General features: G+C 45.0%; 12 protein-coding genes. 10 read left to right on the top strand and 2 right to left on the bottom strand.

Annotation, left to right across the window (positions count from 1 at the left end; translation table 11 throughout):
* The first annotated feature begins 158 nt into the window (after positions 1-158).
* The 10 genes from rsmG (at position 159) to B3R91_RS13300 (ending at position 10,024) form a co-directional block, all read left to right on the top strand.
* Positions 159-875: a 16S rRNA (guanine(527)-N(7))-methyltransferase RsmG gene (gene rsmG, locus B3R91_RS13345; RefSeq protein WP_286798153.1), complete on the top strand. Its 717-nt coding sequence runs from the start codon at positions 159-161 to the stop codon at positions 873-875.
* A 180-nt stretch (positions 876-1,055) separates the two neighbouring features.
* On the top strand, positions 1,056-1,841 hold the full coding sequence (locus B3R91_RS13340; RefSeq protein ID WP_286798152.1) for a ParA family protein: 786 nt from the start codon (positions 1,056-1,058) through the stop codon (positions 1,839-1,841).
* A 103-nt stretch (positions 1,842-1,944) separates the two neighbouring features.
* Positions 1,945-3,066: a ParB/RepB/Spo0J family partition protein gene (locus B3R91_RS13335; RefSeq protein ID WP_286798151.1), complete on the top strand. Its 1,122-nt coding sequence runs from the start codon at positions 1,945-1,947 to the stop codon at positions 3,064-3,066.
* An 80-nt stretch (positions 3,067-3,146) separates the two neighbouring features.
* The gene (locus B3R91_RS13330) at positions 3,147-3,878 is read left to right on the top strand and encodes a MotA/TolQ/ExbB proton channel family protein (RefSeq protein ID WP_286798150.1); all 732 of its coding nucleotides are present in this window, start codon (positions 3,147-3,149) and stop codon (positions 3,876-3,878) included.
* Positions 3,879-3,936: 58 nt separating this feature from the next.
* Positions 3,937-4,380: an ExbD/TolR family protein gene (locus B3R91_RS13325; RefSeq protein WP_286798149.1), complete on the top strand. Its 444-nt coding sequence runs from the start codon at positions 3,937-3,939 to the stop codon at positions 4,378-4,380.
* A gap of 143 nt (positions 4,381-4,523) precedes the next feature.
* Positions 4,524-6,311 (top strand): lipid A export permease/ATP-binding protein MsbA, encoded by a 1,788-nt coding sequence (gene msbA / locus B3R91_RS13320; RefSeq protein ID WP_286798148.1) that lies wholly within the window; start codon positions 4,524-4,526, stop codon positions 6,309-6,311.
* A gap of 89 nt (positions 6,312-6,400) precedes the next feature.
* Positions 6,401-7,519: a tetraacyldisaccharide 4'-kinase gene (gene lpxK, locus B3R91_RS13315; RefSeq protein ID WP_286798146.1), complete on the top strand. Its 1,119-nt coding sequence runs from the start codon at positions 6,401-6,403 to the stop codon at positions 7,517-7,519.
* A 21-nt stretch (positions 7,520-7,540) separates the two neighbouring features.
* Positions 7,541-8,383: a 3-deoxy-manno-octulosonate cytidylyltransferase gene (gene kdsB, locus B3R91_RS13310; protein WP_286798145.1), complete on the top strand. Its 843-nt coding sequence runs from the start codon at positions 7,541-7,543 to the stop codon at positions 8,381-8,383.
* Between the two features lie 132 nt (positions 8,384-8,515).
* Entirely contained in the window at positions 8,516-9,634 is a 1,119-nt protein-coding gene (locus B3R91_RS13305) for a DNA polymerase III subunit delta' (protein ID WP_286798144.1), read from the top strand.
* A gap of 42 nt (positions 9,635-9,676) precedes the next feature.
* Entirely contained in the window at positions 9,677-10,024 is a 348-nt protein-coding gene (locus B3R91_RS13300) for a PilZ domain-containing protein (protein ID WP_286798143.1), read from the top strand.
* Positions 10,025-10,296: 272 nt separating this feature from the next.
* On the opposite strand, the gene ppk2 is transcribed toward B3R91_RS13300, so the two are convergent.
* Positions 10,297-11,310, bottom strand: coding sequence for a polyphosphate kinase 2 (ppk2, locus tag B3R91_RS13295; RefSeq protein ID WP_286798141.1), 1,014 nt, complete (start codon positions 11,308-11,310; stop codon positions 10,297-10,299).
* Positions 11,311-11,537: 227 nt separating this feature from the next.
* Positions 11,538-13,247: an acetyl-CoA C-acetyltransferase gene (locus B3R91_RS13290; RefSeq protein WP_349681549.1), complete on the bottom strand. Its 1,710-nt coding sequence runs from the start codon at positions 13,245-13,247 to the stop codon at positions 11,538-11,540.
* Positions 13,248-13,306 lie beyond the last annotated feature (59 nt).

The following is a 13,306-nucleotide window of genomic DNA, read 5'->3' as shown; positions in this document are numbered from 1 at the left end:
GGTTTTGCTACCATAACTTGCTGGTTATTGAAGAAGATAAGCCCTCGACATAGGCGTAGATAGTATAAGATGGCGTACATTGGCGCAATCTGCAACTATTCAATGGGCAGCCTGCATGATAAAATAGACGGTTCACATGTCAAAACTGGATAACCCGTATGTCAGATTCTACTAAAACCTCTTCATCATCTGCTAACACGGGTAACAGTCATATTGACCCGACAGGTTTTGTAAAGCTTGGCGCGCAATTGCCAACACTTGCAAATATCTTGGCGCAATCAATAGATGAGCTGGGTCTTGCATTAAGCGCGCAGCAACAGCGCACGCTATTATTGTATTTAGACCAGCTTTTATTATGGAATAACGCGTATAATCTGACCGCGATTACCGATCCAGTCGAGGCCCTTATCAAACATATTATCGATTGCTTGGCTATTATAACGCATTTACCGTCAGGGTCGCTGCTTGATATTGGTACGGGGGCGGGCTTGCCAGCGGTGATTATTGCTATCTGTCAGCCTGAGCGCCAATGTACCGCCCTCGATAGCAATCAGAAAAAAATTCGTTTTATTAAGCAAATCAGTAGCGAGCTTGGTTTGAGTAACATGCACCCAATCGCCTCGCGTATTGAGGCGCATGAAGCCAGCTACGAGGTGGTAACCTCAAGAGCCTTTGCCAGTCTGATTGATTTTGTCGAAGTGGCTCAGCCGCGCTTGGCAGAAAATGGCTATTTATGCGCGATGAAAGGCAAAGCCCCAAGCGATGAAGAGTTGCAAGCGCTAAGTGACGCTTGGCAGATAAGAACGATTGCATTAAAAGTACCGCGTTTACAAGATAGTCGTCATTTAATTGAATTATCTTATAAAAATGTCTAAGCTATGAGCACGTTACGCTATGCAAGACAACAATTGTTCTATGATCATAGATGGCGTGTACGCTGGTGTCTAAATAGACTTATAGGTAAGCGTCAGGTATTTAAGTAATATAATAAGCATGAGCGGCAAAAATACTGTAGTAAAAATCAGTAACAGATTCTAATTAAATTGAGTGAGTGTATGGAAATCATAGCGATTGCGAATCAAAAAGGCGGCGTGGGTAAAACCACGACGGCAGTCAATTTGACCGCCAGCTTAGCGGCCAAGCGCAAGCATGTACTACTGATTGACTTAGACCCACAGGGCAATGCAACCAGTGGCACGGGTGTCGATAAGAACGCCTTGGACTTGACCATCGCTGATGTACTGCTCGATGGCGTTGCGCTATCTGAGGCAATTGTGAGTAGTCCAGCTGGGTTTGATGTCATCGGCGCCAATCGTGATTTGGCGGGGATGGATATTACTTTAATGAGCAAAACCAATAGTCATGAGCTTTTTAAAACGGCAATGGTGCAGTTGGCCAAGGATCAAATCGCGACCAATAAATCTGCTTACGATTATGTGATTATCGACTGTGCACCAAGCTTAAACTTGCTGACGATTAATGCGTTGGTAGCAACCGATAGCGTTATTATTCCCATGCAGTGTGAATATTATGCCCTAGAAGGTTTGGCGGATTTGTCGCAGACGATTGAGCGTCTTACTGAGCTCAACCCTAAACTCTATATTCGTGGTGTGGTCAGAACCTTATTTGATGCGCGCAATACCTTGGCGCGTGATGTCTCTGCTGAGTTAGAGGCGCACTTTGGTGATATTATGTATAAGACTCATATTCCAAGAAATATTCGTTTGGCTGAAGCACCCGCACATGGCTTGCCAGTTATTGCTTATGAGAGATGGTCAAAAGGTGCGCGCGCCTATCAAAAACTGGCGGCTGAAGTGATAAAGCAGAGTACATCGTTATAAGTTCATGTTGTAAGTTACTAAAAGAACAGCAAATTATATTTATCAGTAAGCCGGTATTTAGCAATATTTGGCTTTTTATTTTAGTGTTAGAGGATAGGTAATCATGGCAAAGAAAAGAGGGTTGGCTGCCAATCGAGGCTTAGATGCCTTATTAGGGTCAATCAAAAAAGAAAAGCAAATTGCCGCCTCTGCCTTACAAGATGACACGGTAGTGCGTGAGCATACTGAGTCAACCAAAATACCACAACCTATTGAGCAAGAAGATAGCACAGCTGCGGCTGTTAACAAGCCTTCTGTCTTGCCAGTGTCTGAACAAACCACTGACAATAATAATCGTAAAGCGCGGACGATGAAAAAAGCCCCTGCTAATAAAGCTCGCGCGAACGTCACAGAAAATAGCGCTTCTGAAGACCAAATCAGCTTGGTGCAAATCGATGTGACACGTCTGCAAGCAGGTAAGTATCAGCCGCGCCGTGATATGAGCGAAACGGCGCTGGCAGAATTGGCTTCTTCTATTGAGCAGCATGGCGTTATGCAGCCGATTGTTATTCGTCCATTACTGGCCAATGAAGATAAAAGCGAAGCCTTGGTGACGCATGAGATTATCGCTGGTGAGCGCCGCTGGCGTGCAGCAAAAATGGCGGGTAAATCGGTTATACCAGCGATTGAACGTGCATTATCCGATGAATTGGCCATAGCATTAGCCTTGATTGAAAATATTCAGCGCGAAGATTTATCGGTGATTGAGCAGGCGGCTGCCCTGCAGCGTTTTCATACCGAGTTTGGTATGAGCCATGCGATGATTGCCGAAGTCGTTGGTAAAGCGCGTACCACGGTATCGAATCTTTTGCGCTTGAATCAGCTGCACGATACAGTTAAAGACCATTTAGCAACTAGCGCTTTAGATATGGGCCATGCGCGTACCCTGTTGGCGCTATCATCAGAACAGCAGCCTATTATTGCGCAAAAAATCATCGATGCCGGCATGACGGTGCGCGAGGCTGAGAAATTGGTTAAGTCAATCTTGCAGCCAGCACCAAAAGCTAATCGTACCGAGCAAGTACAGTCTCGCGATGTTGAGCGCTTAACCCAGCGCTTAACTGATATGTTAGGCGCAGAAGTAAAGCTTAAACATAAAAAAGATGGGCAGGGTAGTGTTGAGATATTCTTCCACAATCATGATCAGCTAGCGGCTTTGATTAAGTATATAGAAGCGCAGGCTTAGGGCTTTTTATACCCCTGAACTGGTTATTCAAATGTAAAACCGTCTTTTAATAATTAACAAAAACATAGAAGAGAGTGCGTATGTGGGAGCTGGTAAAAGCAGGTGGCTGGCTGATGACACCTATCGTGGTGTGCTCAATATTGGCGTTAGTAATTATTATCGAGCGTAGCCATACGTTGCAGTTTAATAAAATTGTACCCAATAGATTGCGCGAACAGCTGATAACCCGCCTACGTGAGAACGGTGATATTGGCCGTACGCAGCTGATGAATGTCAAAGAAAAAACCCCTTTAGGTGATATTCTGGCGACTGGCCTGCTGTACCGCCAATACGGCCTAGACTCGATGACAATGCACATGCAAAACCGCGCCAGTGTGCAAGTGCATCAGTTAGAGAAAAATATCAATATGCTCGGTACTATTGGGGCGATTGCGCCATTGCTTGGTTTGCTAGGTACGGTGTTGGGTATTATCTCGTCGTTTTTGGCGATTACTGATGGCGCGATGCAAGACCCAACGATGCTAGCTGCTGGCGTGTCACAAGCATTGATTACCACGGCGGCTGGTATGATTGTGGCTATCCCAGCTCTGGTTGCTTATCGTTATTTTCAGCGCCGTATTATCGATATCAATGCGCAGTTTGAAACACAAGCGGGACTGATGATTCAAGAATTGTATGATTATCAATTGCTAGACAATACGCATGCCTCTACCATGTCTCTACCTGCTAATGGTGCAGAAACAACTAAAACTAAAGGTTATGAGCTTTCACTTGATACCTCAGATTTAGAGACAGCCGCTACAGCAACTTAATTGTGTGATGTCACTTATTTGTTGTATCTGTACATTGCAGCCCATTAAAGAGAGCGATATGCGTTTTAGAAAACCGACCGTTGAGCCACTTGAAATCAATCTGACGCCGATGATTGATTGTTTATTATTTTTAATCGTATTTTTACTGCTTGCTACTTCGTTTAATCACTTTAGCCGCTTAAATATTATTCTTCCTGAAGCGGAAGGGGTGGCATTAACAGAAGAAAAAAACAGTATTGAAGTGGCCGTGCAAGAAGATGGCAGTTATCTTGTTAATGGCATCACCCTTGCGAGTAGCGATGAGGCCGAGCTGACTAACATGCTCCAGCAAGAAGCGGGAAGCAATCGTGATATGCTATTTGTCATTGCTGCTGATGCAAATGCCACCCATCAATCGGTGGTACGGGTCATGGATATCGCTGGTAAACTAGGTTTTTTAAATCTCAATATCAGTACGGTTGTGCCACTTGGGCAGCCTTTACCAACATCTGCGCCGCAGTAAATTTTAGGGCGTTTGATATATTGCTACAGTAAAAACATCAAACGACACTATCATGATCCTTGGTGTTTTTACTGCTGTATTCTATGTTCACTTGCCACTGCTGCATTTGTGTCATTTCCTTTTATACCTAAATTGAGGCTTTTATGAGCCAAGCTTATCAACCTGACTCTAAAAAAAATTCTGCTAAAAAGTTGTCAGCAGCGCCATCAAATACGCCCAGGCATAGGACTTTATTACGTCTGTTAAGCTACCTTAAACCTTATTGGTGGGCGTTAATTTTGGTTATAATAGGTTTTGCGATTAATGCGGCGACAGAGATTTGGATTGCCAAGTTATTGCAATATATCACTGATGCCATCAATCAAAACGACCAAAGCAAACAGGACTTATTTCCATTTATTATCGTGGCGCTGTTTTTTGTCCGCGGCGTGGGCAGTTTTTTGGGTAATTACTATACAGCATTGGTGTCGCGCAATCTTGTTTATGAGTTACGCGTTCAAGTGTTCAATAAGCTTTTGCGTTTGCCAAGCTCATTCTATCTGGCAAATCCAGCAGGGACGATTTCATCCAAGCTTATTTTTGATGTTGAACAAGTGACTGCTGCCAGCACCGATTCAATGAAAACCTTGTTGCGCGATGGTTTGACCGTGGTGGCTTTGATAGGTTTCTTGCTTTATAGCAACTGGCGTTTAACCTTGATTTTATTTGTGGTGCTACCACCGATTTTATGGCTGATACGGGTGGCTTCAAAGCGTTATCTAAAGCTGTCTAAAGGTATTCAAGAAACCATGGGTAGTGTCAGCCATATCACCAATGAGGTCATCGGCGGCTATCAGGTAGTGAAAAACTATGGCGGACAAGCGTATGAAGCCAAGCGTTTTGATATAACCTCGAAGAAAAATCTGCGCCAAGGCATGAAGGTCGTTGTGACCAATAGCATTAATACCCCAGCGGTGCAGTTATTGATGGCGATGGCGATGGCGGTCGTTGTATGGCTCGCGCTGCGCCCTGCGGTGATAGATAATATCTCGGCGGGTGAGTTTATTTCCTATATTGCTGCCGCAGGATTATTAAGTAAGCCGGTGCGCTCGCTCACTGATATCAACCAAAAATTGCAAAAAGGGCTTGCCGCCGGTGAGTCAATCTTTACTTTATTGGATGAGCCAGAAGAACAAGACACAGGCATACTTAGCCCGACTTTAGCAGGTGACATTCAGTTCGATAATGTCAGTTTGGTTTATCCTGATTCAACGGTGGCGCTGCGTGATTTTACTTTGGATGTGCGTGCAGGCGAGACGATAGCACTGGTCGGCCGTAGCGGCGCTGGTAAGTCTTCACTCGTTAACTTACTCACGCGTACTTTAAATACGTCCTCGGGGCAAATCACCCTTGACGGTATGCCAATTGACGACATCAAGCTTGAAAGCTTGCGCGCGCAGATTGCGATGGTCAATCAACAAGTGGTACTGTTTAATACCACGGTGTTTAATAATATTGCCTATGGCAGCCTAGCGGATAAGAGCCAAGCTGAGGTCGAGCGCGCTGCAAAAGACGCTTTTGCCCATGATTTTATTATGAAAATGCCAAATGGCTATCAAAGTGAGATTGGCGCTGAAGGCTTGCAGCTGTCAGGTGGTCAACGTCAGCGTATCTCGATTGCGCGTGCGTTATTGAAAGATGCACCAATTTTGATTTTAGATGAAGCCACCAGTGCCTTAGATAACGAGTCAGAATACTATATTCAAAAAGCACTCGATAACGTCATGAAAGATAGGACGACACTGGTGATTGCCCACCGTTTGACCACCATTGAATCGGCTGATCGTATTGCAGTGTTAGATAGTGGTCAGATTGTTGAACTAGGCACCCATGAAGAGCTAATGCAACTACATGGCCATTATGCGCAAATGTACGCGCGTGATTTTGAATAAAGCTACTGTCTGAGTAAAGCCACTGCAAGCCGTGATGGTACTTTGTAATATAAAGATGGCTGCATAACTAGGATAAATAACACATCATCATGAGTATTGAAACCACAATGACGCGTGCCTGGCAACGTCAGGCTGCTTGGCTCTGGCTGCTACTGCCTGTCAGCTGGTTATATGGATTCATTACGATGGTGCGCCGTCAGGCTTATAAGATAGGTTTGTTTGCCAGTTATCGTGCGCCTATTCCGCTGATGGTGATTGGTAATATCACGGTAGGCGGCAGCGGTAAGACACCGTTGATTATTGCCTTGGTTACTCATCTGCAAAAGCAAGGCATAAAAGTAGGCGTTATCAGCCGCGGCTATGGTGGTGATAGTAATCAGATGCCAACTTTGGTGCGTGCCGATAGCTTACCAAGCATCGTAGGGGATGAGCCGTGTTTAATCGTCAATATGACAGGCGCGGCAATGGCCGTTTGCCCCAATCGTAAGCAGGCTATTACCACCTTATTGCACGCTCATCCCGACTTACAACTGATTATTGCTGATGATGGCTTGCAGCATTATGCGCTGCAACGTGATATCGAATGGATTGTGGTCGATGCGTCGCGTGGTTTTGGTAATCAGCAATTGCTACCAACCGGTTTTTTACGTGAGCCTATGTCGCGCTTACAAGGCGCTAATGTAGTCTACCATGAAAAGGCAGAGATGATAGCGACGAATAACAAGCAAGCTCAATCTACTCGTTTAACCATGCATCTACAAGCCGATGAATTGCAGCCTTTATGGCCTTCTGCTGTTGAGATAGATGGTTTAAGTGTCGCAGCAAAAACACTTATGCCGCCTATACCAAATGGTCGGGTACATGCGGTAAGCGGTATCGGTTATCCGCAGCGTTTTTTTGATACCTTAATGGCGCTCGGTTTTGATGTCATTGGGCACGCTTATCCCGATCATTATGATTTTAGCTTGACTGAGCTTTTACAATATAGCGAGCTGCCGATCATTGTCACCAGTAAAGACGCGGTCAAAATCAGAGCGTTACTAATAAATATGTCTAGCCGCCAACCACTTAACGATGAATATCAAGAACTCGTTCATCGCTTATGGGTATTGCCAGTGACTGCGGTGTTATCAGACGGTTGCTATGTCAGCTTACAGCAGCAATTAAAAGCTTTAAATATTAATTTATCTAAAAGCACAAAAGCGTAAATGATTTTATAGGAATAAACCATGTCGTCAGACTTAATATCAGCTGAAACAATGCCAATTGAAGCTGCGCCAGCCAAAACTCATATTGTTATTCCTGCGCGCTTCAAAAGTACGCGCTTACCCGGTAAGCCATTATTAAAGATTCATGGCAAACCAATGATACTGTGGGTGGCTGAAAAAGCACAGTTGGCTGATTTTGCTGACGATATGTGTATTGCGACTGATGATGAGGCGATTGCTAAAGTTTGCACAGAGGCAGGTTTTGATGTGGTGATGACCAGTAATGAGCATGCGTCAGGGACCGACCGTTTGGCGGAAGTTGCCGCTATCAAAGGCTGGGCTGAGCATGATATCGTGGTCAATATGCAGGGTGACGAGCCTTTGGTACCGCCGTTATTGTTACAGCAAGTCAAAGCCCTGCTAGTGCAAGATAGCGACAGCGTGATGGCGACTTTATGTGAGCCTATCGAAGACTACGAAACTTTTATGCGCCCATCGGTCGTAAAAGTTGTCAGTCAGACGTCCAGCAATTTACAGCGTGCATTATATTTTAGCCGTGCACCGATTCCGTGCGACCGTGATGTGGTTTTGGCAAAAGATAAAAATATACAGCAGCAACCACCAAAAAACGCTTGTCGTCATTTGGGGCTATACGCCTACCGCGTTAGCTTGTTACAGCAGTTTGTGCATTGGCCGCAAACGCCGCTCGAGATATTAGAAAGCCTAGAGCAATTACGAGTTTTAGAAAATGGTGGTCATATTGCTATTGCCACTGCAAGCTGTCATCTACCAGCCGGCGTCGATACCCAAGAAGACTTAGACCGCCTCAATGCCATGAGCTTAGTTGATTTTCAAAACTGCTAATTTACACAAATTAATAATAGCCTAAGTAAATGTTTATAAAGTATTTTATTAAATAGAGTAGGATTGTTTGTTACTCAAAGGTTGTAAGTGTATTTAAGGTATTGAGCGATGATCGTGAATGAGGTAACTGAAATGACCAGCGCATTGCCTTTGACGGATAATATATATTTTGCACCGCTATTACCGTGGCAAAATGAGTTGTGGTCACAGCTGACTAAGCGGGTATTAATGCCGCAGCAATCTTTGCCGCACGCGCTCTTAGCGGCAGGCATGCAAGGTATGGGTAAGCGTGCTTTTGTCTGGCGTTTGGTGGCATGGTTATTATGCCGTGAGCGCGATAGCCATCCGCTCGGCGCTTGCGGGGCTTGTGAGAGCTGTCAATGGCTTAGATCAGGGACGCATCCAAGTTTACAAGTCTTGCCAATGATTAGTATGCCAGTCAGTGCCAATAATGCTCATGCTAAAGAAGCAGCAACTAGCACCGCAAAAGACAAAAAATCTGCCAAAGCTGTTAGTAATGCCGCGTTAAAAATAAAAGTCGATGATATCCGTGCTCTGCAGCCGTTTATTTATCAAGGCGGGCAGGGTATGCGGATTTGTGTGCTAGATTATGCAGAGCAAATGACGGTTGCAGCTGCAAATGCGTTGCTCAAAACCTTGGAAGAGCCGCAAGCCCAAGTACATTTATTCCTCATCAGTGATACTCCAGCGCAGTTACTGCCAACCATAAAAAGCCGTGTTCAGCAGTTGGCACTACAGACCATTGAACCTGCCGTTGCAGTTGACTATGTGACTCATGCTTTAGGTAGTATGGTCAATCGTGAGGCGGTCGGCACAGCGGCCATTGAGCAGCTGATACAGTTGGCAAATGGCGCACCTTTAGCCGCGGTCGCCCTTGCGCAAGCACCATGGTATAGCAAGCGCGCACTATGGCTGACAACGTGGCAAGCGCTGCGTAGCGGCAAGCGTAGTAGCATAGCGGCAAGCGACTATTGGCAGACCCAGCTTAGTATAAGCGAGTTTATTCAATTGTCGGAGCTAATGCTCGTTGATATACGCCGCGTATGCTTGGGTCTTGATGCGCTGCAAAAGGACATTAATTTACCAGTGTCCTTACACAGTCATCAACCTACTGAGCGCGCGTTAGAGGTCTTTATAAATGGTCTGCAAGAAATAAAAGCCGCTCTACAACAAAATGTGCAAGAAAAATTCGCTTATGATAAGCTGATGCAGGAATTGGCTTATTTATAAATCAGATTAAAAAATAAACCTCACTTATAAAGGAAGCGGACTATGGCAATGCCAGGACGTGGCGGGATTTTAACCTGCCATATTGAAGATATGGAAACGTTATACGCAAGCTATTTATCCTTTGTGACCAATGGCGCGTTATTTGTGCCGTCCGATAAAACCCAAAAACTGGGCGATGAAGTGTTTATTGCCGTCACTCTGCCCAATTCTAGCGAACGCTTACCGATGAATGGTAAAGTGGTTTGGATCAATTCAAAAAGTCAAAGCGGCCGCCCAGCAGGTTTTGCGGTACAAATAGGCACTGATGTCGCTGGGTTAAGAATCAAAAACGAGATCGAGCGCTTATTGGCCGGTAAGCTTGATAGCTTGCAGTCGACTTATACGATGTAGTATTTTGCAGAGCTTGAAATGTATTTGCTATTAGCATAATACATTTAGCGAAAAAATGAAAAAAGCAGCCTTCTATATTGATAAGGCTGCTTTTTTATGCGCCGTATTTTATTGAATGATATAGTGAGTGAAAAGTAATAACGATACATCACGCACTGCTGATATCAGTTTTTCTTGCTTGCTGTGCCTGCGCAGACAGAGGCTACAAAAAATTAATATCAGCAATACCGTCGCGTTTTTAGAATATTTTGATTATACAGGCATACATTTGGCTAATAGCGCGGTGGCACGTACATATCATCGGGAATTGGCTCGCGGTAATACTCATCATCGCGCTTGCGTTCGGGCAACTCAATCTCATCGCGCGGTACTTCTTTATAGGGGATTTGCTCAAGTAAATGAGCGATACAGTTTAGCCGTGCGCGTTTTTTATTATTGCCTTCGACCACCCACCACGGCGCTTCAGGGATATGGGTGCGCTCAAACATGGTCTCTTTGGCTTTGGTATAATCCTCCCAGCGCCGACGTGATTGTAAGTCCATCGCTGACAGCTTCCACTGCTTAAGTGGGTCATGAATCCGGCTCATAAAGCGTGAATGCTGCTCGTCATCGGTAATCGAAAACCAGTATTTGACCAAGCGAATACCTGAGCGTACCAGCATACGCTCAAATTCAGGTACTGATTGGAAAAACTCTTCGTACTGGGCATCGGTACAAAACCCCATGACGCGTTCAACGCCCACACGGTTGTACCAGCTGCGATCAAACAAGACAATCTCGCCAGCGGCGGGCAAGTGCGCTACATAACGCTGGAAATACCACTGCGACTGTTCGCGTTCGGTTGGTGCGGGTAGCGCAGCAACGCGGCAAACACGCGGGTTTAAGCGCTGGGTAATACGCTTGATAGCACCACCTTTACCCGCAGAATCACGCCCTTCAAATATCACCACAATGCGCTCGCCGTATTCGACCACCCAATCTTGTAGTTTGATAAGCTCTCGTTGTAGTCGCAGTAATTCTTCAAAATAAGTACGCCGATCGAGCTTTTCTTGCTCACTCATCGCGCGGCCATCAAAACGAAAGTCGCGCACGTAATCGTCTATCTCATTTTCCAGCTCTTCGTCATAGCTGTCGATCAAATCTTGATGCATTTTGCGTCGTAGCTCATCGCCAAACACTTCTTTATCCATACGAGTAATAAAGCTGTCTTGTTCGAGTGCTGACCGCGCTTGCCGCTTTGAGGCATTTAAGGTTTGTCGGTCGATCGATGAGGAATCTTTGCTCATAATAAGCTCCTAAGCAATATTTTTATGGTTATTATTCATTATGATAGCGCTATATGTGGTTTATTACTCTAGCATATTTACAATAACGCTATGAGTACACCGTGTTTACTTGTTGCAGTCTTTTTAATGTTTTTTTCAACCAAAACAAAAAACTCCCTCTAATCATCAGATTAAAGGGAGCATTAACATTGAATGCTATTTATTGGCTAATTAACTTAACTAATAAATTATTTCTCTAGAATACAGGTTACGCCTTGACCGCCAGCGGCGCAGATTGAGATAAGCGCGCGACCTGAACCTTTTTGGTCTAACAATTTGGCAGCAGTGGCTAGGATACGACCACCGGTTGCGGCAAATGGATGACCTGCGGCAAGTGATGAGCCATTGACGTTTAGCTTGCTACGATCGATAGAGCCTAGTGGCGCATCAAGACCCAAACGCTCTTGACAGAACTTCTCATCCTCCCAAGCTGCTAGCGTTGATAACACTTGTGAGGCAAACGCTTCATGGATTTCATAGAAGTCAAAATCTTGCAGCGTTAAACCAGCGCGCTCAAGCATACGCGGTACCGCATAAGCTGGCGCCATGAGTAAACCTTCTTTATCGCCAGATTTACCGATAAAATCAACAGCAGCTGTTTCTTGATGAACGATGTATGCTAGTGGTTTAAGACCACGCTCTTTTGCCCATTCGTCATTGGCCAATAGCACACAAGAGGCGCCATCGGTTAGCGGCGTCGAGTTAGCGGCTGTCATGGTTGGGTTGGCGTTCTTTTTACCAAACACGGGTTTGAGTTTAGCAAGCTTGTCTAACGTCGTATCTGGGCGCAAGTTGTTATCGCGCGTCAAACCTTTGTATGGCGTGATTAGGTCGTCAAAAAAACCTTCGTCATACGCGCGTGCTAGATTTTTATGGCTGTTAAAGGCAAGCTCATCCTGATCTTCACGGCTGATGTTCCACTCAAGGGTGGTAATCGCTTGATGGTCACCCATGGATAAACCCGTACGCGGCTCGCCATTTTGTGGTGAGTCGATCAAATCTTTAGGATTTAAACCCATTAGCGCTTTTAGACGTTGTTTGTTGTCTTTAGCCGCGCCCAATTTGATTAGCACTTTACGTAAGCCATCACCAACAGCGATAGGGGCGTCAGAGGTGGTATCCACACCGCCAGTAATCGCCGAATCAATAATACCAAGGGCGATTTTATTGGCAGAAGCAAAGGTTGCTTGTAAGCCAGTACCGCAAGCTTGTGAGATATCATACGTTGGCGTATGTGGGTTTAAGGCGGTGCTTAGTGTCGCTTCACGCGTCAAGTTGATATCACGGCTCAATTTCATCACCGCACCAGCAACGACTTCACCGACTTTTTCATCTTGTAAGTTAAAACGCTCGACCAAGCCATCTAACGCGGCGGTTAGCATGTCAGTATTGCTGTCATCAGAGTAAGCACCGTTTGAGCGCGCAAACGGAATACGGTTGCCGCCTAGGATAGCGACGCGATGTTGACCCGAGCTCAGGCCAGCTTTACTCGATTCTTTAGCGGTTGTAGCGGTTGTTTTTTTACTAGCTGTGTCAGTCTTTTTATTGGCATCTTTAGTCGCACTATCATCTTTAGTAGCGTTAGTAGTTTTGCTGTCTTTTGAGCTTTTTTCAGCGGTGCTCTCCTTTTTAGACTCATCTTTTTTAGACTCGTCTTTCTTAGAATTATCTTTATTAGAGCTGTCTGTTTTCGTATCCGCTGCTTTTGTATCAGACTTTTTATCGTCCGCTTTTTTTGGCTCAGCGGTTTTTGAGTTTGCCATTGTGTCAAAAACGTTTGGCTGCTTGGCGTCTTCAGTTGCTGCGTCAGTCGCTGTTTCGGTATTTTGGCTATCACCGGCTTTTACGACGGTCGTTTCAACAACAGGGCTATCAGGGTGATTGTTTTTAGTACTCATAATATTATCCTTAAAAAATATGGGTAGAAGATAAAAGGGAAAAACAAAATAAAAATAAA

This window comes from Psychrobacter sp. UBA6291 (assembly GCF_002439405.1).
Lineage (GTDB): Bacteria > Pseudomonadota > Gammaproteobacteria > Pseudomonadales > Moraxellaceae > Psychrobacter > Psychrobacter faecalis.
The sequence above is the reverse complement of the archived record's forward strand: the minus strand, read 5'-3'. Positions and strand labels throughout refer to the sequence as shown.